Source organism: Tabrizicola sp., from assembly GCF_041911175.1.
In the GTDB taxonomy this organism is placed as follows: Bacteria; Pseudomonadota; Alphaproteobacteria; order Rhodobacterales; family Rhodobacteraceae; genus Tabrizicola.
Genome location: NZ_JAYRPN010000051.1, coordinates 28,103 through 52,241, shown reverse-complemented (window position 1 = coordinate 52,241; position 24,139 = coordinate 28,103). Strand labels below are relative to the sequence as shown.

At 66.5% G+C, this 24,139-nt stretch carries 23 protein-coding genes and 1 tRNA gene; 14 read left to right on the top strand and 10 right to left on the bottom strand.

Translation table 11 applies throughout. The features are described from left to right. Nucleotides 1-5: 5 nt before the first annotated feature. Together ykgO and ACE3P6_RS06850 are read right to left on the bottom strand one after the other, a co-directional pair. A complete protein-coding gene (gene ykgO / locus ACE3P6_RS06855) occupies nt 6-131 on the bottom strand; it encodes a type B 50S ribosomal protein L36 (protein ID WP_023666132.1) in 126 nt (41 codons plus the stop codon). Nucleotides 132-202: 71 nt separating this feature from the next. Continuing rightward, nucleotides 203-277 (bottom strand) — tRNA-Val (locus tag ACE3P6_RS06850). Between the two features lie 165 nt (nt 278-442). Here ACE3P6_RS06850 and ACE3P6_RS06845 point away from each other — a divergent pair. Together ACE3P6_RS06845 and ACE3P6_RS06840 are read left to right on the top strand one after the other, a co-directional pair. Next, entirely contained in the window at nt 443-1,312 is an 870-nt protein-coding gene (locus ACE3P6_RS06845) for an N-formylglutamate amidohydrolase (protein WP_374393068.1), read from the top strand. A 65-nt stretch (nt 1,313-1,377) separates the two neighbouring features. Then, complete coding sequence (locus tag ACE3P6_RS06840) at nt 1,378-2,214, top strand: alpha/beta fold hydrolase (protein ID WP_374393065.1); 837 nt, start codon at nt 1,378-1,380, stop codon at nt 2,212-2,214. Nucleotides 2,215-2,474: 260 nt separating this feature from the next. Here the strand turns inward: ACE3P6_RS06840 and ACE3P6_RS06835 are convergent, their stop codons facing one another. After that, nucleotides 2,475-3,731, bottom strand: a complete 1,257-nt coding sequence (locus ACE3P6_RS06835; protein WP_374393062.1) for a DNA polymerase IV — start codon at nt 3,729-3,731, stop codon at nt 2,475-2,477. Nucleotides 3,732-3,846: 115 nt separating this feature from the next. Here ACE3P6_RS06835 and ACE3P6_RS06830 point away from each other — a divergent pair, with 115 nt between their 5' ends. From ACE3P6_RS06830 to ACE3P6_RS06800, 7 genes are all read left to right on the top strand, one after another. Next, complete coding sequence (locus tag ACE3P6_RS06830; protein WP_374393059.1) at nt 3,847-4,947, top strand: GSCFA domain-containing protein; 1,101 nt, start codon at nt 3,847-3,849, stop codon at nt 4,945-4,947. After that, nucleotides 4,940-5,683 (top strand): hypothetical protein, encoded by a 744-nt coding sequence (locus tag ACE3P6_RS06825; RefSeq protein WP_374393056.1) that lies wholly within the window; start codon nt 4,940-4,942, stop codon nt 5,681-5,683. The genes ACE3P6_RS06830 and ACE3P6_RS06825 overlap by 8 nt, the downstream gene beginning before the upstream one ends. Before the next feature lie 59 nt (nt 5,684-5,742). Continuing rightward, nucleotides 5,743-6,489, top strand: a complete 747-nt coding sequence (locus ACE3P6_RS06820; RefSeq protein WP_374393053.1) for a hypothetical protein — start codon at nt 5,743-5,745, stop codon at nt 6,487-6,489. Continuing rightward, the gene (locus tag ACE3P6_RS06815; RefSeq protein ID WP_374393052.1) at nt 6,490-7,428 is read left to right on the top strand and encodes a hypothetical protein; all 939 of its coding nucleotides are present in this window, start codon (nt 6,490-6,492) and stop codon (nt 7,426-7,428) included. A 235-nt stretch (nt 7,429-7,663) separates the two neighbouring features. Further along, a complete protein-coding gene (locus ACE3P6_RS06810) occupies nt 7,664-8,554 on the top strand; it encodes a glycosyltransferase family 2 protein (protein WP_374393049.1) in 891 nt (296 codons plus the stop codon). Beyond that, nucleotides 8,554-9,969 carry a hypothetical protein gene (locus ACE3P6_RS06805; protein WP_374393046.1) on the top strand — a complete coding sequence of 472 codons (1,416 nt, stop codon included), beginning with the start codon at nt 8,554-8,556 and terminating at the stop codon, nt 9,967-9,969. The genes ACE3P6_RS06810 and ACE3P6_RS06805 overlap by 1 nt, the downstream gene beginning before the upstream one ends. Before the next feature lies 1 nt (nt 9,970). Beyond that, nucleotides 9,971-12,292, top strand: coding sequence for a sulfatase-like hydrolase/transferase (locus ACE3P6_RS06800; protein WP_374393044.1), 2,322 nt, complete (start codon nt 9,971-9,973; stop codon nt 12,290-12,292). Here ACE3P6_RS06800 and ACE3P6_RS06795 read toward each other — a convergent pair. Beyond that, nucleotides 12,276-13,298, bottom strand: a complete 1,023-nt coding sequence (locus tag ACE3P6_RS06795) for a TerC family protein (RefSeq protein ID WP_374393042.1) — start codon at nt 13,296-13,298, stop codon at nt 12,276-12,278. The genes ACE3P6_RS06800 and ACE3P6_RS06795 overlap by 17 nt on opposite strands. A gap of 295 nt (nt 13,299-13,593) precedes the next feature. On the opposite strand from ACE3P6_RS06795, the gene aroC reads away from it, so the two are divergent. Then, nucleotides 13,594-14,694, top strand: coding sequence for a chorismate synthase (gene aroC / locus ACE3P6_RS06790; protein WP_374393041.1), 1,101 nt, complete (start codon nt 13,594-13,596; stop codon nt 14,692-14,694). Between the two features lie 57 nt (nt 14,695-14,751). Then, a complete protein-coding gene (locus ACE3P6_RS06785; protein ID WP_374393038.1) occupies nt 14,752-15,147 on the top strand; it encodes a DUF1761 domain-containing protein in 396 nt (131 codons plus the stop codon). Nucleotides 15,148-15,414: 267 nt separating this feature from the next. On the opposite strand, the gene ACE3P6_RS06780 is transcribed toward ACE3P6_RS06785, so the two are convergent. The 4 genes from ACE3P6_RS06780 to ACE3P6_RS06765 all read right to left on the bottom strand — a co-directional run bounded on the left by ACE3P6_RS06780 (nt 15,415) and on the right by ACE3P6_RS06765 (nt 19,284). Beyond that, nucleotides 15,415-16,614 carry an MFS transporter gene (locus ACE3P6_RS06780; protein ID WP_374393036.1) on the bottom strand — a complete coding sequence of 400 codons (1,200 nt, stop codon included), beginning with the start codon at nt 16,612-16,614 and terminating at the stop codon, nt 15,415-15,417. Between the two features lie 75 nt (nt 16,615-16,689). Beyond that, a complete protein-coding gene (locus ACE3P6_RS06775; protein ID WP_374375389.1) occupies nt 16,690-17,031 on the bottom strand; it encodes a DUF2853 family protein in 342 nt (113 codons plus the stop codon). A gap of 94 nt (nt 17,032-17,125) precedes the next feature. After that, complete coding sequence (locus ACE3P6_RS06770) at nt 17,126-17,527, bottom strand: GtrA family protein (protein WP_374393034.1); 402 nt, start codon at nt 17,525-17,527, stop codon at nt 17,126-17,128. Then, on the bottom strand, nt 17,524-19,284 hold the full coding sequence (locus tag ACE3P6_RS06765) for a hypothetical protein (RefSeq protein ID WP_374393031.1): 1,761 nt from the start codon (nt 19,282-19,284) through the stop codon (nt 17,524-17,526). The genes ACE3P6_RS06770 and ACE3P6_RS06765 overlap by 4 nt, the downstream gene beginning before the upstream one ends. A 298-nt stretch (nt 19,285-19,582) precedes the next feature. Between ACE3P6_RS06765 and ACE3P6_RS06760 the strand changes: the two genes are divergently transcribed. Continuing rightward, entirely contained in the window at nt 19,583-20,776 is a 1,194-nt protein-coding gene (locus tag ACE3P6_RS06760) for a glycosyltransferase family 2 protein (RefSeq protein ID WP_374393029.1), read from the top strand. Nucleotides 20,777-20,838: 62 nt separating this feature from the next. Here the strand turns inward: ACE3P6_RS06760 and ahcY are convergent, their stop codons facing one another. After that, nucleotides 20,839-22,239: an adenosylhomocysteinase gene (ahcY, locus tag ACE3P6_RS06755; protein ID WP_374393027.1), complete on the bottom strand. Its 1,401-nt coding sequence runs from the start codon at nt 22,237-22,239 to the stop codon at nt 20,839-20,841. A gap of 124 nt (nt 22,240-22,363) precedes the next feature. Here ahcY and ACE3P6_RS06750 point away from each other — a divergent pair, with 124 nt between their 5' ends. Then, complete coding sequence (locus tag ACE3P6_RS06750; RefSeq protein ID WP_374393024.1) at nt 22,364-23,308, top strand: glycosyltransferase; 945 nt, start codon at nt 22,364-22,366, stop codon at nt 23,306-23,308. Between the two features lie 6 nt (nt 23,309-23,314). Continuing rightward, nucleotides 23,315-23,905 carry a hypothetical protein gene (locus ACE3P6_RS06745; protein WP_374393022.1) on the top strand — a complete coding sequence of 197 codons (591 nt, stop codon included), beginning with the start codon at nt 23,315-23,317 and terminating at the stop codon, nt 23,903-23,905. Between the two features lie 13 nt (nt 23,906-23,918). Here ACE3P6_RS06745 and ACE3P6_RS06740 read toward each other — a convergent pair whose 3' ends face one another. Next, on the bottom strand, nt 23,919-24,077 hold the full coding sequence (locus tag ACE3P6_RS06740; protein ID WP_374393020.1) for a hypothetical protein: 159 nt from the start codon (nt 24,075-24,077) through the stop codon (nt 23,919-23,921). Nucleotides 24,078-24,139: the final 62 nt, after the last annotated feature.

Here is a 24,139-nt window from a genome sequence, read left to right as displayed (position 1 = left end):
CGCGATCAGCCCTGGCGGGCCTTGTAGCGCTTCTGCGTCTTGTTGATCACATAGACGCGGCCTTTGCGGCGCACGACCTGGCAATCGCGGTGACGCGTCTTCAGCGAGCGGAGCGAGTTGGCGACTTTCATGGTCGACCCTCCTTCTACGCGGCGCATCACGCGCCAGATTGAAACCCATGCCCCCCGAAGGGGGCGGCGAATGGTGGGCGGTACTGGGATCGAACCAGTGGCCACTACGATGTCAACGTAGTGCTCTACCGCTGAGCTAACCGCCCACTTGAGCCTTGCGGGTCGCCTGTCCCCTTCGGTGAAACGAAAAGGACGCGGGGCGAACCGCGTCGACAGGGCGGTGCTATACTGGCAAGTGCGGGGGGCTGCAAGGGGTTTTGGCTTTCCGATTTCTGCGGCTATACCGGGGGGAAGGAAGACGGAGCCTGCCCTTGTCACGCACCGAGACCGAGGCCTATGTCCTGACCCGCCCGACCGGGCGGTTGTCGCCGGTCATCTTCGCCTCGCCGCATTCCGGGCGCGACTATCCGGCGGATTTCCTGGCCCGGGCGGTGCTGGACCGTCGCGCGATCCGGTCGTCGGAGGATGCCTTCGTCGACGAGCTGTTCGACATGGCGCCCGGCCTCGGGGCACCGCTTCTCTCGGCACGGGCGCCCCGGGCCTATCTGGACCTGAACCGGGGCGCCGACGAATTGGACCCGGCGGTGATCGAGGGCATCGCGCGGGTGCCGCACAATCCGCGAATCTCCTCGGGGCTGGGGGTGATTCCCCGGGTGGTGGCGGGCGGGCGCGCGATCTATCGCGGGAAGCTGCCGCTGGCCGAGGCGGAGGCCCGGATCCGGCGCTTCTGGCATCCCTATCACCAGGCGCTGAAAGGGCTGATCGAGGAGACGCAGGCAGCCTGCGGGCGGGCTGTGCTGATCGACTGCCATTCCATGCCGCACGAGGCGATCGAGGCGCATACCCGACCGGGGCACCCGCGGCCGGAGGTGGTGCTGGGCGACCGCCACGGCGCGACGGCGGGCTGCGAGGTGATGGAACGGGTGGAGGCGGCCTTTGCGGCGGCCGGGCTGCGGGTGGTGCGCAACGCCCCCTTCGCGGGGGCCTATGTGGCGCAGGCCTATGGTCGCCCCTCGCGCGGGGTGCATGTGGTGCAGGTGGAGATCGACCGGGCGCTCTACATGGACGAGGCAAGGATCGAGCCGCTGGCGGGCTTCGGGGCCTTCCGGTCGGTGATGGCGGGCGTGGTGGCCGAGATCATCCGCGACGGCGCTCCGGGGCTGACGCTGGCGGCGGAATAGCCGAATCTGTTGACTGGCGGCGGGGTCGCGTCAGTCTGGTGGCTTTCATGAGGGAGTGCCGGACCATGCGCCTGATGCTTGCTGCCGCTTTCGCCGCCTGCGCGACCGTCGCCCAGGCCGAGGACCGCTGGATGACGATCCCGAAACCCCCGGCGATGCCCGAGGCGGCCTCTTCGGGGATGGCTCCGGTCAACGGGATCGAGATGTATTACGCCACCTATGGCGCGGGGGACCCGGTCCTCTTGATCCACGGCGGGCTGGGGAACGCGGACATCTGGGCGAACCAGGTGATCGACCTGATGCAGGACCATCTGGTGATCGTCGCCGACAGCCGGGGGCATGGAAGGTCGACCCGGACGGAGGAGCCGTTCGGCTATGACCTGATGGCCTCGGACTATCTGGCGCTGCTGGACTATCTCAAGGTCGACAAGGTGGACCTGGTGGGCTGGTCGGATGGCGGGATCATCGGGCTCGACATCGCGATGAGCCACCCTGAGCGGCTGGACCACCTGTTTGCCCATGCGGCCAATATCACGACGGACGGGGTGGACCCGACGGTGGGGGATGATCCGGTGTTCATGGGGATCTATGCGGCCTGGATGGGGGAAGACTACAAGCGGCTCTCGCCCACCCCGGACCAGTTCGACGCCTTCATCGCGCAGATTTCGGAGATGTGGGCGTCGCAGCCGAACTGGACGGATGATCAGGTGAAGGCGATCACGGTGCCCACGGCGGTGGTGGTGGGGGACCATGACGAGGCGATCCTGCCCGCCCATTCCGAGAAGATCGCCGCGCTGATTCCGGGGGCGAAGCTGGTGATCCTGCCGGATGCCAGCCATTTCGCGATGCTGCAGGCTCCGGCGGAGTATACGGCGGCGATCCGGGCGTTCATCGACGGGTGAAGGGGCTGTCCACGGTGGACAGATTTTTCGATCCTTTGGAATCAAGGGGTTGGGCGTGGGCGTTTACGATTTGGTAAGCGTTTGGCGCGGGATGCCGCCACCCCGTCCCCTCCCCGGTCGGCGAGAGGCGACGCGGTTTTCGACGGGCGGGGAGTGGGGTGGCTGAGGGGGGGATGGTGCGCTGTAGCGCACCCTACAGTGTCGTCGTGTAGCGCCCGACGATCAGCGAGGAGCGAAGCGGGACGCGAGCGAGGAGCGGGTCAGCGCAAGCTCCGTCCCTTGATGATTGCTTCCGCCCCGAACTTCGCGCGGATTGCGTCGGTGGCGCGTTCGGCGGCGGCGCGGCGGGTGGCTTGCGGGTCGAGGAGGTCTTGGGACAGATCGGCCCGATCCTCGGGGGCGAGGTCGGAGATGCCGACGCCGATCAGGCGGAAAGGGCCTTGCGTCCCGGCATGGTCGAAGAGGTCCTTCGCGGCGCGGTAGATGCGGTCGGTGAGCTGGGTCGGATCGCTCAGCGCATGGCGGCGGGTGACGAGCTGGAAGTCGCCCTTCTTCAGTTTCAGCGTCACGGTGCGGCCGGACAATCGCTTGGCCTTGGCGCGGTCGGCGACCTGTTCGGAGAGCCGCCAGATATGGCCGTCGAGGAGGTCTGGGTCGGAGGTATCCTCGAAGAAGGTCGTCTCCTTCGAGATCGACTTCAGCTTCTCGTCACGGTTCACCCGGCGGATGTCCATCCCCCGCGCGAGGTGCCAGAGCCGGTCGCCCATGCTGCCGAACCGCGCGCCCAGATCGGCGCGGTCCCAGCGCAGGAGGTCGGCGATGGTGCGGATGCCCGCAGCCTCGAGCGCGGTCTGGGTGGCCTGGCCCACGCCCCAGATGATGCGGACGGGTCTGGGTTTCAGGAAGGCCTCGGTCTCGGCCTGGCCGATCACCGAAAAGCCGCGCGGTTTGTCGAGGTCGGAGGCGATCTTGGCCAGGAACTTGTTGTGGGAAAGGCCGATGGAGCCGGTGAGGCCAAGCTCGTCTTCCATCCGTTTGGTCAGGCGGGCGAGGAGGACGGCGGGCGGGGCGCCGTGCAGGCGGGTGGTGCCGGTGAGGTCGAGGAAGGCCTCGTCCAGCGAGAGCGGTTCGATGGCGGGGGTCAGGTCCTCCATCATCGCGCGGATGGCGCGGGAGGCTTCGATATAGGCAGAGAAGCGGGGTTTGACGACCACGGCTTCGGGGCAGAGCTTCAGGGCCTGGAACATCGGCATGGCGGAGCGGACGCCCTTGATGCGGGCGATGTAGCAGCAGGTGGAGACGACGCCGCGTTGCCCGCCGCCGACAATCACCGCCTGGTCGCGCAAGCTGGGGTTGTCGCGTTTCTCGACCGAGGCATAGAAGGCGTCGCAGTCCATGTGGGCGATGCAAAGCTGGGTCAGTTCCATATGTGCGACCAGGCGCGGCGACCGGCAGGCGGGGCAGCGCGTGGGCGTGGCATCGGTCAGGGTCAGGCAATCTCGGCAGAGGCTGGGCATGATGGGGCGAGGCTACCACGGCCCTTGGCCCCTGTGGAGGGCGACAAAGGAAAGCGGTTGACCTTCCCGCAACCTCTTCGTCCTATCCGGGGGCAAGACCAAGGACCGCCCGCGCATGTCGCATCCCTATGACAGCCTGCCCGAGGACCGCTTCTGGCGCACCGCCGTCGCGGACCGCGATGCGCTGGAGATTTCCGGTTTGTGGAAGCCCCGGCACCGGATCGGGCGCCGCACCGGGATCGTCACGGCGGGGTCGTGCTTTGCGCAGCATTTCGCCAAGGCGCTGGTGGCGCGGCGCTATCGCTGGCTGGACTTCGAGCCGGGTCCGGCGGGGCTGACGGCGGAGCAGCGAAAGGACTATCACTACGGCACCTTCAGCTTTCGCACCGGCAACATCTACACGCCGAGGATGCTGCGGCAGTGGCTTGCCTGGGCGCTGACCGACGCTCCGGTTCCCGAGGAAGTCTGGGAGAAGGACGGGCGGTTCTACGACCCGTTCCGGCCGGGGGTGGAGCCGGGGGGCTTCGTGAGCCGCGAGGAGCTTTACGCCTCGCGCAAGGAAACGCTGGCGGCGATCGCGGCGGCGGTGCGGGGCGCGCAGGTCTTCGTCTTCACGCTGGGGCTGACCGAGGCTTGGCAGGACAAGGCGACGGGGGTGGAATATGCGGTCTGTCCGGGCACGGTGGCGGGGGTGTTCGACGAAGGCGCGCATGGCTTCGTGAACCACGGCTTCGGGGCGCTGATGGCGGACATGACGGCGGCGCTGCGGCTGATGGTGCGGGCCAACCGGCGGCTGGGGGTGCTGCTGACCGTCTCGCCGGTGCCGCTGACGGCGACCGCCTCCGGTCAGCATGTGTTGACGGCGACGAGCCATTCCAAGTCGCTGCTGCGGGCGGTGGCCTCGGAGATGGTGCAGGCGCAGCCGAGGGTGGATTACTTCCCGTCCTACGAGATCATCACCCATCCGGCCTATCGCGGCCGCTTCTTCGCGCCGAACCTGCGGTCGGTCCTGCCCGAAGGGGTGGATCACGTCATGGCGCAGTTCTTCCGCGACCAGGCGGCGGCTTTCGGTGGGGCGGCTGTGCCACCGCCCCTGCCGGTGACCCCGCCGCCCCTCCCGGAAGAAGCGCCCGAGCCCGAGTTGACCGAGGCCGAGGAGCTGCGCTGCGAAGAGGAGATCCTGGCCGCCTTTGCGCCGGATCGGCGCAATGGCTGACCTGCCGCGCTTCTGCATCTTCGGCGACAGCCATTACGCCTGCCTGAAACAGGCCGAGGTGCAGGGGCTGGTCGATGTCTCGGGTGTCGAGCTGGAATACTGGGGCCATGTCGGCGGGCGGTTCCTCTATCTGCGGGCCCAGGACGGGGCGATCTACCCGAAGGACGATTTCACCGCGATGCGCTTTGCCAAGTTCAATGCGAAAGGGCGCACCTTCCTGCCGGCCGCCGATTTCGATGCGATCCTGGTGATGGGCGCGCGGGTCTATATCTGGCGGCTGTTCCAGCGGGTGCTGACGCTGCTGGGCTCGGGTCCGCTGGTGAGCGAGGGGTTGGTGCGGCGCATCCTGACCGACGACCTGCGCCGACACATCGGCTATCAACTGGCGCGGGGGCTGGCCGAAAGCGGGACTGCCCGCATCCTGCTGGCACCGACCGCCTATTATACCGAAGGGGCCGTGCATCTGGCGACCGCCGTTCCGCCCGAGGTGGCGGCGCTGGTCCCCGACCGGGTGCCGGGGTTCTGGCGCGTGCTGGAAGAGGTCGCGGCCGAGGATGGCATCACGCTGCTGCGCCAGCCCGAAGAGACGGTGGTCCAGGGCATCTTCACCGGCGTGGCCTATGCGGTGGACGGGCATGAGCGGAAGCAGGATTACGAGCACCACAACGCGGCCTTCGGCGCGGCGGTGCTGGCTCGGGTGATGCCGATCGTCCGCGGGGTGGCGCGCCGTGACTGAAGCGGCGGGCTTGCGGCGGGCGGGCCCCCCCGGCAAGATGACCGGGACAAGGAGGCGGAATGCTTGAGATTGCGGCGACACTGCCCCCCGGCGCGCTGGTCGGGGGGGACGACCGGCTGCTGGGCGAGGCCGTGCTTGCCACTGGCGGGGCACGGTTCGTTGCGCGCGAGGCCGACATGGTTCGCGCCGATGGGGCGATCACCGGCTGGCGGGCTGCAAACCTGGCGGTCGAGGCGATGGCGGCGGGGCCGAACACCGGCAACAGCCGGTTCGAGCCGGGGCCTCCGGGGGCGCTGGTCTGCCGGGAGGGGGTGAACTGCGGCTTCACCCTGCCGGGCTTCGCGCCCGAGGTCGAGGCCTTCACTGTGGCGGTGATCTACCGCTCGGAGGGCGAGGCGAAGACGCTGGCCTCGGTCTTCGCGGGGCAGGCGCATAACATGATCTTCCTGAAGGAAGGCGAGGGCCAGCTCCTGGCGATGGACAAGCTCGGCACGGTCGAGGTCAGGTTGCCGGTGCCGAAGGGCAGGGGCGCGAAACTGGCGGTGCTGGGCTTCGACAGGCGAAGGCTGAGGCTGGGCCTCGGCGATGCGGTGGCCGAAGCTGTCGGCAAGGTTCCCGGACTGGCACACCAGGCGGATTTCTTCATTGGGTGCCGGTCGAACCGGAGCGGGCTTGCCAAGCTTCTGGGCCAGTCGCTGCTGCACGAGGTGCTGTTCTGGCCCGACCGCTGCCTGCCGGGATCATCCGAGGCCGAGGACCGGGCGGCGCTGTCCGCGCTGCACCGCTATGTCCGCTGGACCTACTGAGTGGATACGTCCGACCCGCCGCCGCTGGACATCCCGCCCGAAATTGGGCTGGACAGGGCCGCAACGGCGGAGCGGTTCCTGATCCGGGGCGAGCACGCAAACCTGTGGTTCGAGGGGCAGGGAGATGCGCTTGTCGTCTCGTTCGACAACCTTGCCACCATCGACGAGGGCTGGCCGCGTGGGCCCTGGGCCTGGAAGCGGCTGGAGCCCTTGGGGCATGCGGTGCTGGGGGTGCAGAGCCATGCGAAGGACTGGTTCCGCCAACCCACCGCCCCGGCCCTTCTTCGCGGGCTGGAGGAGCGGGGCTTCTTCCGCCGCTTTCGCCGGGTGGTGCTGACGGGTGCCTCGATGGGGGGCTTCGCCGCGCTGAACTTCGCGCCGCTGATCCCCGAGGCGCGGGTGCTGGCCTTTTCGCCGCAGTCGACGATGAACAAGGTCATCGCCCCCTATGAGGCGCGGTTTCCCTTTGCGGTGAAGCGGTCGAACTGGGAGGGGATGCCCTTCCTCGATGCCGCGGCGGCGGTGCCCTATATCCGGCGCGCGGTGGTGGTCTATGACCCGATGGTGCCCGAGGACCGCGCCCATGCCGCGCGGCTGGCGGGGGCGAATGTCCAGCTTCTGCCGGTGCCCTTCGCGACGCATGAAGCGATCCGGGTGGTGTTGAAGACCGGGACCTTCCCGCTGCTGATCGAGGCGCTGATCGATGGTGATGGCGCGGGGCCGGAGTTCTGGCAGGCCTATCGTGCGCGGCGGAGCGTGACGAAATGGCAGCGCGCGCTGCTGGCGGCGGCGGCGAACCGGGGGCGGCATGGACTGGTGATCCGGGCGGCGGATGCGATGCTGCGGCTGGGCAAGGATCTGCCGGAAGAGGAGACGGTCTTCATCCGCCGGGCGCGGCGCGGGGCGGTGAACGCGCGGAAGGCGGAGGCTGCAAGCTGACCGTCGCGCCCGGTGCGGGCGGTTTTCAGATTGAGCGCTGGCGCGCAAGCCTTTGTCTCGCCTCTGCGCGTGAAGAACGCGCAACCGGCTCGGGCAGTTGGGGGTTTTCCACCCCCAAACCCCCGGAGGATATTTGGGCAAATGTGAAAGGCATTTGGAGGGTGAGGCGGGCTGCCCTCTAGGCCACGGCTTCGACCTCATGCTATGCGGGAAGCGACGGGCAGGAACGGAGCCGATGGACACGACGCGCGGCCGGATGATGGCGATGACGATGGTGGGGGGGGACCATTTCTTCCTGTCCCGCTGGGTCGAGTACTATGGGCGCCAGCTGGGCCGCGAGAACCTCTTCGTCCTCAGCCACGGCGGCGACCCCGAGCACAAGCGCATCGCCGAGGGCTGCAATGTCATTTACCTGCCCTTCGACGCGACGCGGAACTGTTTCAACCAGCGCCGCTGGCAGATGCTGTCGCGGCTGACGACGGGTTTCACCAATTTCTACAACTGGGTGCTGGTCGGCGACGTGGACGAGATCGTCTGTGTCGACCCGGCGGTGTCGGACAGCCTGCCGGACTATCTGGCGCAATATGCGGTGAGGGGTGGGCCGAAGGTGATCACACCCTTTGCGATCGAGATGGCGCACAATCCGAAGCTGGAGCCCGAGGCGATCAGCGAAGGGCGCAACATCCTGGACGTGCGCCGCATCTTCCGGCTGAACGCGAATTACGCCAAGCCCTGCATCACCCGCGACCGGATCGACCTTGCTCCGGGGGGGCATTTCGCCAACCATCCGAAGCTGCATCTCGACCCGCATCTTTTCCTCTTTCACCTGCGCTTCATCGACCACGACATGACCGAAGCGCGGCTGGCCACACGCCGGGCGCAGCGGGTGATCCAGAGCGGGGCGCTGGAAGAGGTGGAGCGCGAGAAGACCGGCTGGGATACCGCCTGGGAGACCTACAAGGCGCTGTCGACGGAGACGCCGCGCGCCGAGACGGTGGACTTCCCGGAATTCCGCAAGGAAATGGTCGATGGCTGGCGCGAGAAGAAGGTGGTCTATTTCGCCCCCGGCGGGGCGCGGCCCAAGGGGGTCTATCGGCTGCCCGAACGTTTCAAGGTGTTGTTCTGATGGCGGAAACTTCCACCGAAGGCGTGATCATCCGGGCCGAGAACGGCGATGTGATCCGCTATGACGAGACCGGGCTGGTGCTGCGCCTGTCGGACAAGGTGATCGCCGACATTGCGGCGCGGCTGGAGTTGAAACCGCAGGCGGTTCAGCAGGCGGAGGCGCTGCCTTTGCCAGATCTGCCGGATGACATCGACCTCTGGGCGCCCCGGCGTGAGGGGGACTGGGTGGTCTTCCAGGCCAACCTGCCGGGCGCGGACTCGGCCCGGGGGTATCGGCGGCATGTGGCGGGCGGGGCGATCATCGCCGAGGCGCGGGGGCCGCTGCTGGCGGTGCTGGGGATCGGCGGGGCGCGGGCGGGGCTTGGCTCGCCCGGTCCGGCGCGGTTCCGCTGGCATGTGCTGGCACCGGCGGATGACATTGGTGCCGTTGGCCAGGGCGGCGAGGGCGAGGCGGCGGTGACCGACGCTTTGGAACCGCTGCGCGAGCTGACGGTCGAGGCGCTGATGGCCGATGAGCTGCTGGCGCGGCGGCGGGCGGCGCACCAGCCGCTGCCCCTGATGCTGGTGCGGGCCGAGACGGACATGGCGGCGACGGCGCATGACCTGGGGACCGGGGCAGCGGTGGCGAACCTGGACCAGTGCTTCGCCAATCTGGTGGCGGCTTCGGCCCGGCTCGGGGCGGGCGCGCAGGTTCTGGCGGTGGTGCTGGACTATACGCTGGAAGACCTGACCGGCGACCCCGTGGCCTATCGCGACGGGATGATCGCGCTGATGGAGCGGATCACGCGCGGGATGGCGAAGCAGGGGCTGGCGCGGCCGGTGTTCCTGGCGGCCTTCGACTGCGGGACGCGGGATGTGACGCGGGGGCCGGGGCTGGAGGGCCAGTGGGAGCTGTCGTGGAACCACGGCGATCACCGGCTGGTCTTCGCCGCGCCCTCCTATGCGTTCCGGATCGACGATACCGGGCGGCTGACCGATGCGGGCCGGGCCGAGAAGGCGGTGCTGCTGGCCGAGGCGCTGCTGGCGGTGCAGGGCGGGGGCAAATGGCTGTGCCCGGTGATCCAGCTGGCGGAATGGTCCGAGGGCGGCATCCGGCTGATCTGCGAGGCGCAGGAGGGGCTGGTGATCGACGGGGACGATCCGTTCGGGGCGGGGCCTTTGGCGGGCTTCGCGCTGGAGGGGGTGACGAACGGGGCGAAGATCACCGGGGTTGCCGTCGATGCGGGTGATGCCAAGGTGGTGGTGCTGACGTGTTCCAAGCGGCCCGAGGGCGAGGTTTTCGTGACCTATGCCCATGCGGCTGCACCGGGGGAGGGGCCTTATCCGGCGAACCGGGGGGCCTTGCGCGGCGATTTCGGCGAGGGGGCGCTGCGGCGCTGGGCGCTGCCGGCCCGGCTGAAGCTGACGGGCCTCTAGGATGGGGTTCGACGCGGAGAGCATCCGGGGCGACAACATCTGTGTCATCTGGGTGGATGACATGATCGACGTCTTCACCTGGCGCGAGACGTTCGGGATCCGTATCCAGACGCCGAACCTGGACCGGCTTCTTAACGCCGGGGTGCGGTTCGGCAATGCCTATGCCACGATCCCGCTGTGTGCGCCCTGCCGGGCCGAACTGGCGACGGGGCTGTCGCCGTTCCGTACCGGGCTCGTGGACCTCAACCGCTTCTGGCGTCAGGTGCTGCCGCCGGAGAAGGCCTGGGCCTATGACCTGCGGCGGGCGGGGTTCTACACTTTCACCACCGGCAAGGTCGACGCGACCTACAAGCCGATGCCGGAACGCTACCGCCGGGTGCTGTTCCATGAGGACGTCCCCGCGCAGGATTCGGGTGGGCGGACGAAGATGCATCACTACCTCGACCGCGGGCCGGGGATTGCGGGGATCAACCATCCCGACGACGACGGGTCGCAGGACGCGCTGTTCTATGATTTCACCGTGGCGCAGAATGCGATCGATTTTCTGGGCCGGGCCGATCCGGCGCGGCGGCACCTGATCCAGCTTGGGTTCAAGCATCCGCATTACAACCTGGAATGCCCGGATCGGTTCTACCAGCTGTATGACCCCGCGCAGATCCGCTGGCCGGACATCGCCGCGCCTGAGGATTACTACGGCCCCCCACCCGGTTTCGCGGTCTATGAGGCGGCCTATATCGCCAATGGCAACTGGACGCCGGAAAAGGGCGGCGATGATGGCTGGCGGCAGGTGGTCCGCGCCTATTTCGCCGCGATCAGCCATGTCGACCATGAGATCGGGCGGTTTCTGTCGGCGCTGGAAGCCTCGCCTTTGGGCGAGCGGACGACGGTAATCTTCCTGTCGGACAACGGCTTCAACCTCGGGAACCACGACAGTTTCCACAAGATGAGCCAGTGGGATTCGGCGGCGCATGTGCCCTTGGCGATCTGGTCGCCCCGGATGACGGAGGGCCGAGTGGTGGACGTGCCGGTGTCCCTGCACAACTTCCCCAAGACGGTGATGCAGCTGGCGGGCCTGCCGCCGCGCCCGGACTGGGTGTCGGGGCAAAGCCTGCTGCCGCTGATCGACGCCAGTTTCGGCAGCTTCGACGACACGAAATCGCCGATCACCTCGGTGTTCGGGACGCTGTCGGTGCGGCCTTCCGTCGAGGGCTATAGCCAGTTCCGCTATTTCCGCTATCCGAACGGCGAGGAGCATGTCTACGACGTGGTCGCCGACCCCGGCGAGACGGAAAACCTGATCGCGACTGCGCCGATGGATGTCCTCCGGGGCGAGCTGGTGAAGGGGGCGCTGGATCTGGGGCTGGACCTGCGCGGGTTCGAGAATCCGGCGGATGGCGTGAACGCGATGATGGCGGTCGATGGGTCCGTGGTGCTGGAGGGGTTCCGGGGCAACGACAATTACTGGGCCTATGGCGCCGAGGCCGAGAAGATCAGGGAAACCAAGGACGGCGGCAACGATACGCTGTGGTATCTGGGCGGGCCGGACGGCTATGTCCTGCACTGCCCGATGAATGTTGAGAACATCCGCATCGCCACGGTGCTGGCGCGGCACGAGGATGCCGAGGCGGCGAAGAAATCCTCGCGCATGCTGCGGATCGTGGCCCACCCGGACAGCCCGATCCATTTCGAGACGACGGAACGGGTGATGGTCAGTGTCCGCGGCTCACGCGGGAACGACGTGATGATCGGGCCGAAATACGGCGGGGCGACGTTCTACGGTGGGGAAGGGGATGACGTTCTGCGGGCGATCTCGGTCAGCGAAAGCTCGCGGCATTATTTCTATGGCGGGGCCGGGAACGACCGGCTGGTCGGCGGCGGCGGGCGCGATGTGCTGGATGGCGGCACGGGGGATGACACGATCATCGGCACGGCGGCGCGGAACAAGATTTTCGGCGGGCATGGCAATGACGAGATCCATGATGGCGACGGGTCCTCGGTCGTGCATACCGGGCCGGGGCGGAACCGGGTGCGGCTGGGGGGCGGGAACGACACGCTTCATGCCGGGACCGGGATCACCCATGTCGACCCGGGGCCGGGGGCGGTGGTGTTCGTGCTGGCTTATGGCGGGGTGACGCATGTCAGCCAGTGGCAGGCGGAACAGGTTTATGACCTGACGGCCTGGCCGAAGCCGCCCCAGGTCAGCCGCCGCCCGGACGGGCTGGTGGACGTGACGCTGGGGCTTTCGCTGCTGCGGATCGCCGGGGTGCCCGGCGACCACGATGTTTCAGGCCAGATCAGGCAGGGAACTACTCCGCCGCCTTGACCGCCGTCCCGTGCCCGTCGTCATCGCCGCGCGTCTTCCACAGCGAATAGACGATGCCCGCCACGATGATGCCGATGGTGATGGCCAGCGACAGGTAGGGGTTAAACTTGCCGAAGAAGTAGCTGTAGAAGCCTTTCAGCCCGATGAAGATCAGCACCACGGCCAGCGCGTATTTCAGGTAGTGGAAGCGATGGACCAGCGCGGCCAAGGCGAAGTAGAGCGCCCGCAGGCCGAGGATCGCCATGATGTTCGCGGTGTAGACGATGAACGTGTCGGTGGTGATCAGGAAGATCGCGGGCACCGAATCCACCGCGAAGACCAGGTCGGCGAAGTTGATCACGACCAGCGCCACGAAGAGCGGCGTGGCGTAGAGCATCAGCTTGCCGGTGGCGGGGTTCGGCTGGCGGACGAAGAACTTCTGCCCGTGCAGCCCCTTGGTGACGTTCATGTGGGTCGAGATGAAGCGCACCACCGGGTTCTGCGACAGGTCGGGGTCGCTGTCCGGCACGACCAGCATCTTGACGCCGGTGAAGGCCAGGAAGGCAGCGAAGACCAGCGTCACCCAGTCGTAGGCCGCGATCAGCTCGGCGCCCACAGCGATCATCAGCCCGCGCAGGATGATCACGCCGATGATGCCCCAGACGAGCGCGCGATACTGGTATTTCCGCGGGATCGCGAAGTAGCCGAAGATCAGCGAGATGACGAAGACGTTGTCGATCGAGAGCACCTTCTCGATGATGTAGCCCTGGAAATAGCTGGCCACCGGGTTGGTGCCGTCGCTTGTGACCAGCGTGCCGTTCGACCAGGCCCACCAGATGTAGCCGCCGAAGGCCACGGCGATGCCGATGTAGAAGGCCGAGAGCTCCAGGCTTTCGGTAACGCCAAGCTCGTGGTCGTCCTTGTGCAGCACGCCCAGGTCGAAGACCATCAGTGTGACGACGATGGTCAGGAACAGAAGCCACAGCCACAAGGGCTTGGCCAGAAATGTCAGGAAGAGGAATTCCATCCCCGTTTGCCTCTCTTTCGGGTGCGTCGAGAGGTCAGCCTTGGTGAGGGGCAGTTTGCCGGGCTGACATCGAGCACGATTTCTCGATGCGGTCCGACATCACGACAGGTGTCGTCAGAGGGGCCCGGCCCGCCAAGGGGAGGTGGGGCCTGGGTGGGGCATTTCAACCCCTCTCGGGTCGAAAATCTCACGGAGCCGTGACCCTTCTACGCGCCGTGGCGGATTTTCCGTCGCTGCGGGGCTTGTGAGCGGGGCCGTGCGGCCTGTATTCCCATGCCCAAGCGAGGACATGCCCATGAGCCTGAACACCTTCGGCCACCTTTTCCGCGTCACCACCTGGGGCGAAAGCCACGGGCCGGCCATCGGCTGTACGGTGGACGGCTGTCCTCCGGGGGTGCGGTTGACCGAGGCGGATATCCAGCCGTGGCTGGACCGGCGCAAGCCCGGCACGTCGAAGTTCACCACCCAGCGGCAGGAGGCGGACGAGGTCCGGATTCTCTCGGGAGTGTTCGAGGGCCAGACCACGGGCACGCCGATCCAGCTGATGATCGAGAACACCGACCAGCGGTCGAAGGATTATGGCGAGATCGCGCAGTCGTTCCGGCCGGGGCATGCGGACATCACCTATCACCAGAAATACGGGCTGCGGGACTATCGCGGCGGCGGGCGGTCCTCGGCGCGGGAGACGGCAAGCCGTGTCGCGGCGGGGGGCGTGGCGCGGGCTGCGCTGGCGGCACTGGTGCCGGGGCTGAGGATCACCGGCTACATGGTGCAGATGGGGCCGAAGGGGATCGACCGCAGCCGGTTCGATGCAGGCGAGATCGAGCGGAACCCGTTCTGGTGCCCCGATCCGGTGGCGGCGGCGGACTGGGCCGAGTATCTGGACGCGCTGCGGCTGGCGCACAACTCGGTCGGCGCGGTGATCGAGGTGGTGGCGGAAGGGGTTCCGCCGGGGTTGGGCGCGCCGCTTTACGGGAAGCTCGACAGCGATCTGGCGGCGGCGATGATGTCGATCAACGCGGTCAAAGGCGTGGAGATCGGCGAGGGCATGGCGGCGGCCAGCCTGACGGGCGTGGAGAATGCGGACGAGATCCGCATGGGGGCCAAGGGGCCGGAGTTCCTGTCGAACCACGCGGGCGGCATCCTGGGCGGGATTTCGACCGGACAGCCGGTGGTGTGCCGGTTCGCGGTGAAGCCCACGTCGTCGATCCTGACGCCCCGGCAGACGGTGACGCAGGACGGTCGCGAGGTCGACCTGATCACCAAGGGCCGCCACGACCCCTGCGTCGGCATCCGCGCGGTGCCGGTGGGCGAGGCGATGATGGCCTGCGTGCTGCTGGACCACCTGCTGCTGGACCGGGGCCAGACCGGCGGGGTGCGGGGCCGGATCGGCTGACGCTTCCCCGAGGGCCGGATTTGCGGCATCCTTCCGGCAAAACAGGAAGGGACGGTCATGGAATTCCTCAACGTCATCGTGGCGGCGCTTGCCGCTTTCGCCTTCGGGGCGGTCTGGTACATGTCGATGTCGAAGGCCTGGATCGCGGCGGCGGAAATCCCGGTCGATGCGAACGGCAGGCCGCAGGGCAACGGTAGTCCGATGCCCTTCGTCGTCGGGCTGGTCGCGATGGGCATCGTCGCGGGAATGATGCGGCATGTCTTCGCGATGTCGGGGCTGGACACGATCGGCGAGGGGGTGATGGGCGGGGCCGGGATCGGCGCCTTCCTGATCACGCCCTGGGTCGCGATGAACTACGCTTTCGGGATGCGGAAACCGACGCTGACGCTGATCGACGGGGTGAACTCGGTCGTCGGCTGCACGATCATGGGCGTGGTGCTGAACCTGTTCTGAGGCGGGACTTTCGAGCGGCGCGCGCCCAAAAGTCTTCGAAGACTTTTGCAAATTCCTTCGAAGGAATTTGGTCCGCGCAGGTCATGTCGTGAAAAAGAATGGAGGGCCCCGCACCCCTACGGGACCCTCCATCCACCCCACGCGCACACCCCATCGCACCGCGTGATCTGTATAAGGGTCCCGGGCGTCCTGCCCTGACTTCACTGTGATACCCGACTCTGCCGCCCCGCTCAAATGCCAAGCGCGCGGCATTTAGGGCAAATCCGATCAGTCGCGCGGATTGGGCAGCAGGAAGGCCACCAGCCCCAGCAGCGGCAGGAAGGCGCAGATGCGGTAGACGGTGACGATGCCCCAATGGTCGGCCAGCACCCCGAGCCCCGCCGCGCCAAGCGCGGCGATCCCGAACGCCAGGCCGAAGAGCAGCCCCGCCACCATCCCGGTGCTTTGCGGCATCAGGTCCTGCGCGTAGACCACCATCGCCGGGAAGGCCGAGGCGAGGATCAGCCCGGCCAGCGACACTGCGATGACCGAAGGCACCAGCGGCAGCCAGGGGACCATCAGCGTCAGGGGCAGGATGCCCAGGATCGACCACAGGATCACGCGCCGCCGCCCGATCCGGTCGCCGATGGGGCCGCCGATGATGGTGCCGACCGCGACCGAGGCGAGGAAGATGAAGAGGCAAAGCTGGGACTGGCCCACGCTCAGCCCGTATTGCTCGATCAGGTAGAAGGTGAAGTAGCTGGAAAGCGAGACCGAATAGACGAACTTCGACAGCATGAGGAGGATCAAGAGGATGATCCCCAGCCGCACGGTGGTGGCGGGCAGCGGCGTCGCCGAGCGCGCGCGGCTTTTGCGGGCATGGGCCCGGGCCGCGCCTACCGCGACATACCAGCGCCCGACGCCCCAGAGGAGCGCCATCCCGGCCAGCGCCACGGCGGCGAACCATTCGATCGAGAGCTGTCCGCGCTGCATCACCACGAAGGCCGCCGCCAGCGGGCCAAGCGCCGACCCGGCATTGCCGCCGACCTGGAACAGCGATTGCGCGAAACCGGGACGCATCCCGGCTGCCAGCCTGGCGATGCGCGAGGCTTCGGGGTGGAAGATCGAGGAGCCGAGGCCGATGCAGGCGACAGCCATCAGCACCAGTCCGAAACTGTCCGCCCTGGACAGGAGCACCAGCCCGATCCCGGTCGAGGCCATCCCCGCCGACATCGCATAGGGCAAGGGCCGGCGGTCGGTGTAAAGCCCGACCAGCGGTTGCAGGACAGAAGCGGTGCCCTGGAAGACGAAGGTGATCAGACCGACCTGCGAGAAGTTGAGCGCGAGGTTGCTCTTCAGCAGCGGATAGGCTGCCGGGATCAGCGACTGCATCAGGTCATTCAGGAAATGACCGAGCGCGACAGCAAGGATCACCTGGACGACGGTGCTGTCGACCGGGCTTTGCGCGGGTTCGGGAGTGGCGGACATCGGGGCTTTCCGGCTGCGGGCGGGCCAACATGACCCGCCCCGCGCGCAAAGACAATGTCCGCCGGTCCGCCTTGATCAGGCGTAGACCTTTTCCTTGCCGAAATGCTTGACGAGCAGGTAATAGAACACCGCGCGGAACTTGTTGCGCTCGGACTTGCCGTAGGTGTCGATGGCGGCGTTGATGCCTTCCATCAGGTTCGCGCCGTCGCTCAGCCCCAGCTTCTTGATCAGGAAGTTCGCCTTGATCCGCTCCAGCTCTTCCTTGTCGGATGCGGCGACGGTCTGGGCGTCGTTGTCGTAGATCGACGGGCCGCAGCCGATCGTCACCTTGGTCAGCAGCGCCATGTCCGGCGTCACCTTGCACTTGTTCTTCAGGTCATCGGCATATTTGGCGATGAGATCGTCCCTCTTGCCCATCCTTTGTCTCCCTTGACTGGAACGGTGATCGTTAACGGCAGCGACGGTAGACGCAGCGTCCGGTTTCGGGAAGGGGAAATTCTTCGGGTTGCCGTCAGTCGGCCGAGGGGAGGGGAAAGACGATCCAGCGGGAGATCAGGTAGCTGGCCACCGCAGCCAGGCCGGAGGCGAGGAGATGGACGAACAGATCGTGCCGGAAGGCGCCGTTGGCCAGAAGGTAGCCGACGGATGCGGCGATGCCGATCCCCAGCCCCTGCGTGGCAGCGTATAGCCAAAGGCCGTGTCGGTGCGGCGTGCGGGTGGTGAAGGTGAAGCGGCGATGGCACCAGAAGCCCAGCGGGATGCAGAGCACCCAGACCATCCCCGAGGCCAGCGCCTTGGGCAGCGGCAGGTGCGATGTCGCAAGGGCGGCCAGCGTGGCATAGACAAGCGCAAGGCCGCCGCCCACGACCAGGAAACGCAGAAGGGTGTTCCGCGAGCGTTCGGTCATGGTCATGATCCGCCGATCTCACGGGCAAGGGCGGACTTGTCGACCTTGAAGGCGCGTATCTGCTTGCGGTCTCCGGTCACTTCGACCAGCCAGTCAGGCCAGTCCGCGCCCTCAAGCCGGGTGACCACCCGTTCCTCGCCTGCGCCGGCGCAGACCACCAGATAGTCTGCATCGGAACTGGCCAGGTGATCGCGCAGGTGATCGCGGTCCTGGAAGCCGATGATGCCGTTGCTGAAGGCCGCCGTGTTGCGGTGATAGCCCGCTGCGGTGACGGACTGCTGCGTATAGACGATGATCGCCGGGCCAAGGTTCAGCGACGCGAAGATCACCGACTTTGGCAAGCTTGCAATCTCGGCCATCGCGGCCTCGTTGCGGCAATAGGCGGCGGTGAACGACCCGTCCTGCGCGGTGACAAGATCGACGCTGCTGTCCTGGCCGGGCAGGGCAGGAGGCCCGGCGATGAGACGGGTCGCGGCCTCGACGACGGTGGGCATTGCGAAGAGGAGCAGCAGTGCTGCCGGGGCCCGCAGTCGGTGGTCGCGGGGAATGCTGACGAAGACATGGCCCAGAAAGGCCGCCAGGACCGTGACCGCCGGCGTCATTAGGTTCGCGGCGCGAATCTGCACCAGGGCGAAGACAAACCCGACCAGGAAGAGGACGAAGGACTGGATCAGGGCGATGCCGATGGTCTTTCCGATCCTTCCCCGCTTCAGGACCGCTGCCCCAAGGGCAAGCCCGGCAATGACGACGGGTGGCAGCAGCACCCGGAACAGAAGCTCGGGGCGATCGAAAAGCAACATGCTGGCAGGCAGCGCCTCGGTCACTTGCGTCTCGATAAGCCGGAGCACCTCTGGCGAGACCTCGGCATAGGGACCGGCGCGGCAGGGCAGGAGGAGGGGCGAGATCAGCCAGAGCCCGGCGCCCGCAACGACCGCAGCCAGCAGGATGCGGGCCAGAGGATTGCGAAGAGTGTTGGCAAGGGCGACCGTTGCCAGGCTGGCTGCGATCCCGACTCCGGCAAGCGACAGGACGGGTGGCGCCAGCACGTCGCAATAATTGGTTCCCCAGGCGGTGATCGGGGTCTGGCCAGCCAGGAACAACGGGGCGGCGATGGCAAAGGCAGTGCAGAAGCCGGTCAACCAGTGGCCGATGCCGTCTTCGTCGAACGCCTGACGCAGGATCATCACCGCCCAGTTCACCGCCAGGAAAGGCAGCATCTCAAGCCCGATGGCCAGGGTGAAGGCCGTTGCGATGCCGGCCAGAACCCCAAGTAGCGCCCGCCGTCCGGGCACAAGCGACAGGTAGAAGACCGCCAGCGAACCAAGGATCTGCATGTTGTGGTGGTCGATCCGGCCCGCGGAGAACTCTCCGCCAAGCTTGCTCCAGGTCAGGAAGACGACGAGGGCGCCGATTGCCCCCGCCGGACCCATCAGCCGGTTCGCGCCGGGACCGATCACCAGGACTGCCAGACAGCCAAGGAAAGTCGGCCAGAGAATGACGGCCGCAAGTTCGGCCTGGGTGGCGGGCAGCACCCAGGACGCAGGAACCAGGAAGGCGGCAATCCCGAGGTCTATGTAGCGCGACCAGTGGATCGAAATGCCCTCGGGCGGAAGGATGCGATACTGCCGCGTGTCGAACCAGGACTGGCCCGCCAGCCAGTCGCGGACCTCCTGCAACCGGGTGAGATCATCGCCGTCACCGGTTATCAACAGATCGGCGATCTGCGGCAGGCTGCGGGCGGCGTTCAGGACCAGGATCGCCATAGCTCCGAGGCAAATCCACCAGTTGATCCTGGACCTTGATTCGATTGACGCGCTCATCTGTAGACCCAATTTATTCTGTTTCCATTGCCTATGGCATCGCTCGATTGGTCGCGGATCACCTGTCGTACTGGAAACAGTCAAAACTGTGGCCGAATTCATCTGCTTCGGCGGCTTTTCCCGCCTCTGCCCTGTTTGCAACCCCCGTGCGCCCAATTTTTGGCGCAAATCCGGGCGCATCTTCCGGAGCAACCCAAGGTGTTGAACCAGGTGCCCGCTGTGCCCCGGAAGGATCCTCCGAATGCTTGAACTTACCATCCTGATGCCCTGCCTGAACGAGGCCGAGACGCTGGCAATCTGCATCGAAAAGGCCAAGGGGTTCCTTGCCCGGACCGGAATCGACGGCGAAGTACTGATTTCCGACAACGGCTCGACCGACGGCAGCCGCGAGATTGCCGAGGCGCATGGCGCGCGGGTGGTGCTGGCGCCGCGTCGCGGCAACGGAATCGCGCTGTCCACCGGGATCGCGGCGGCGAAGGGCCGGTTCGTGATCATGGGCGACAGCGACGACAGCTATGATTTCTCGCGGCTCGATGGCTTTGTCGAGGCCTTGCGTGGCGGTGCGGACCTGGTGATGGGCAACCGCTTTCGCGGCGGGATCGAGCCCGGTGCGATGCCGTTTCTGCACCGTTACCTCGGCAACCCAGTGCTTTCGTTCATCGGCCGGGTGCTCTATGGCGCTCCGGTCGGCGACTTCCAGTGCGGGCTGCGCGGGTTTTCGCGCGACAAGATCCTGGCGCTGAACCTGATCACCGAACAGCTGGAATTCTGCCCCGAGATGGTGATGCGCGCAGCGATGGCCGGGCTGAAGATTGTCGAGGTCCCGACGACGCTGAAGCCCGATGGCCGGTCGCGCAAGCCGCATCTGAGGACCTGGCACGATGGCTGGCGGCACCTGAAGCTTTTGCTGACCTTCGCGCCGTTCAGCCTGTTTCTGTATCCGGGCCTTCTGTTGCTGGGCCTTGGATCGCTGCTGTTCCTGCCGCTGCTGTTCACCCCCGTCAGCCTGGGCGGCGTGACGCTGGACACCGGCACGATGATCTTTGCCGCGACCTTCATCATCACCGGGTTCCAGCTGGTCTGGTTCCACGCCCTTGCCCGGTTGTTTGCCGTGCGGATGAGCCTGCTGCCCACCTCGGAGCGGTTCGAGGCTTTGCGGGCCCGGCTGTCGGTGGAAGCGGCTTGCCAGGTCGGGGCGGTGTTCCTGGTGATGGCGGTGCTGGCGACGCTGGGATCGGTCGGCTTCTGGGCTGCGCATGACTTCGGCCCGCTGCAACCCGGAACGATGACCCGGATCGCCTCGCTGGTGGCGGTGCTTGGCGCGCTGGGGATGCAGTCGGTGACGAACGGGTTTCTCTGGGGCCTCTTGAACCAGAAATCGCCCGTTGCTGCGATGGATCATCCAGCCGGTGTTCCGACTGTCCAGAAGGCCTGAGACCAGAAGGCGCGATAGCCTGAGAACGAACCGGCCCGGACGAACCGGGCCGGTTTTTGCATCTAGTAGCGGTAGTGGTCCGACTTGAACGGGCCTTCCACCTTCACGCCGATATAGTCGGCCTGGTCGCGGCGCAGCTCGGTCAGCTTGACGCCGATCTTCTTCAGATGCAGCCGGGCGACCTTTTCGTCCAGTGCTTTCGGCAGGATGTAGACGCCGGGAGCGTAGTCCTTGCCCTTGGTCCACAGCTCGATCTGCGCGAGGACCTGGTTGGTGAAACTGGCCGACATCACGAAGCTGGGATGGCCGGTGGCGTTGCCGAGGTTCAACAGGCGGCCTTCGGACAGAAGGATGATGCGCGAGCCCGAGGGCATCTCGATCATGTCCACCTGGTCCTTGATGTTGGTCCATTTGTGGTTGCGCAGCGCGGCGACCTGGATCTCGTTGTCGAAATGGCCGATGTTGCCGACGATCGCCATGTCCTTCATCGCGCGCATGTGCTCGATGCGGATCACATCCTTGTTGCCGGTGGTGGTGATGAAGATGTCGGCGCTGGCGACTTCGTCTTCCAGAAGCGTCACTTCATAGCCGTCCATCGCGGCTTGCAGCGCGCAGATCGGGTCTACTTCCGTGACCTTCACCCGGGCACCCGCGCCGCGCAGCGAGGCGGCCGAGCCCTTGCCAACGTCGCCATAGCCGCAGACGACGGCGACCTTGCCGGCCATCATCGTGTCGGTGGCGCGGCGGATGCCGTCGACCAGCGATTCCTTGCAGCCGTACTTGTTGTCGAACTTCGACTTGGTGACAGAGTCGTTGACGTTGATGGCAGGGAAGGGCAGCTGGCCGCGCTTGTGCAGCTCATACAGGCGATGGACGCCGGTGGTGGTTTCCTCGCTGACGCCCTTGATCGCGGCGCGCTGCTTGGTGAACCAGCCAGGGGAAGCGGCCAGGCGCTTCTTGATCTGGTTGAAGAGGCAAACCTCTTCGTCCGAGGTCGGCACGGCGATCAGGTCGGTCTCACCGGCCTCCACCCGCGCGCCGAGCAGGATGTACAGCGTCGCATCGCCGCCATCGTCGAGGATCATGTTGCAGGTCCCGCCTTCCCCGCCGAACTGGAAGATCTTGTCGGTATAGTCCCAGTACTGCTCCAGGCTTTCGCCCTTGATCGCGAAGACCGGGGTGCCCGAGGCCGCGATGGCCGCCGCCGCATGGTCCTGGGTCGAGAAGATGTTGCACGACGCCCAGCGGACATCGGCGCCAAGCGCTTTCAGCGTCTCGATCAGCACGCCGGTCTGGATCGTCATGTGCAGCGACCCGGCGATCTTCGCGCCCTTCAGCGGCTGCGACGCGCCGAATTCCTCGCGGCAGGCCATCAGGCCCGGCATCTCGGTTTCGGCGATGGTCAGTTCCTTGCGGCCGAAGTCGGCCAGGGCGATGTCCTTGACGATGTAATCCGCAGCCATCCTGCGCTCTCCTTGATCCTGGGTCAGGCGGGGCCATAGCAAATGCGGGCGGTCAAGACAACGTGGGGCACTTGTCAAGCATCCGGCATTGTGAAGAGTGCAAGGACCGGCAGAGAGGAGCCCGATGCCCGCCCCCCAGAGCCACGACTGTGCCGTCGCGTTCTGCTGCGACCGCAACTATTATCACCTGGCGCTGTTCATGGTCTGGCAGATCGCGCACTACAACCCGCATCGCCGGTTCGACATCGTCATCTCGTCGATGGACGACCTGGAACTGCCCGACTGGGCGAAGGCGCTGGGGATCATGTTCCACGCGACTGGGGCACTGCCGGACTATGCGGAAGTGGCGCGTTTCCGCGGGTCGCTGGCGATGCTTTACCGGCTGAATCTGGTGGCCGAGCTTGGGCACCGCTATCGGCGCATTCTCTATCTCGACAGCGACATGTTCGTCGAGGGCGGTGACCTCAACCGGTTGTTCGAGATTGACCTTGGTCCGCATCCGATCGGGGCGGTTCTCGACGCGCCGTTCTTCTACGAGGCGAACCATCATGCGAAAGAATTCGTTCTCGCCGATCTGCCGGCGCTTCCCTATGTCAATACCGGCTTTCAACTCATCAACTCCGGCGCCTATGCCGAGCAGGACGTTGCACGCCGATCGTTCGAGGTCTTGAAGACGCATCCGCAGGCGATCGTGCTGACCGACCAGTCGATGACCAACCTGGCACTGCGCGGCGGCTTTGCGCTGCTTGCGCCGTGCTGGAACTGGCAGACAAACGGGCGCTATCCCTTGGTCCCGATGCGCTACCCGGTCTTTTTCCGGCATTTCATCGGACGGATCAAGCCGGACCGCGAGTCGAAGGGCGCGTTTGACGCGCGCTTCAATCACGCCTACCGGCACTTCTGCGAGGCCATGCGGCCCGAGGCGCTGCCCCTGATCGCGCCGCCCGCCGATCCGATGCCGATGCCGCTGCGCGATCTGGCCAACATCGTGCTGCGGCATCACCGGGGCGCGGGCATCCTGCGCAAGATGCTCACCCGCTTCGCCGATCCCTATCGCGCCGAAATCTAGGGGCAGATGATGACCAAACGTGCATGGCAAAGGATGTTGTCGGGGCGTCGGCTGGACCTCCTGGACCCGACGCCGGTCGACGTCGAGATCGAGGACATCGCGCACGGCCTGGCGTTCGTTGCGCGCTGGAACGGGCAGACGCGGGGCGACTGGCCCTATTCGGTGGCGGAACATTCGCTGCTGGTGGAAGAGATCTTTGCGCGGGGCAATCCCGGCATCGCGGCGAAGTGGCGGCTGGCGGCGGTGCTGCATGACGCGCCTGAATATGTGATCGGCGACATGATCAGCCCGGTGAAGGCGGCGGTCGGACCGGGCTACGGCGAGCTGGACCAGCGGCTGACGGCGGCGGTGCACCTGCGCTTCGGCTTGCCTGCGGTGCTGCCCGCGCCGATCAAGAAGGCGATCAAGGCGGCGGACAAGGTCTCGGCCTGGCTGGAGGCGGTGCGGATCGCGGGGTTCCGGGAAGCGGAGGCCGACAAGCTGTTCGGGCGGCCCGTGCCGGAGCTGGTGCATCGGCTGGAGATACGGCTTCGTCCGCCCGCAGAGGTGCGGGCGGACTATGTCTCGACAGTGGCGAGACTGCTGAAGGACTTCTGACAGCGAGAGGGCATCAGCGACCCATGTGCCGCAGATGGTCGGCGGTGCGCAGGCCTGCGTCATCCTGGAACTCACGCGGGGACCGGCGCGGATAGTGGCGCGGCAGGTAGTCCTCGGTCGTGCGGCCGAACCGCGTGGCAACCAGCAGGGCATCGGCGAAGATATTCAACATGATCTTTCTCCTTTTCGTCTTGTCATGATCCCTTTTGCCATGAAACGTGGCATGATACGATT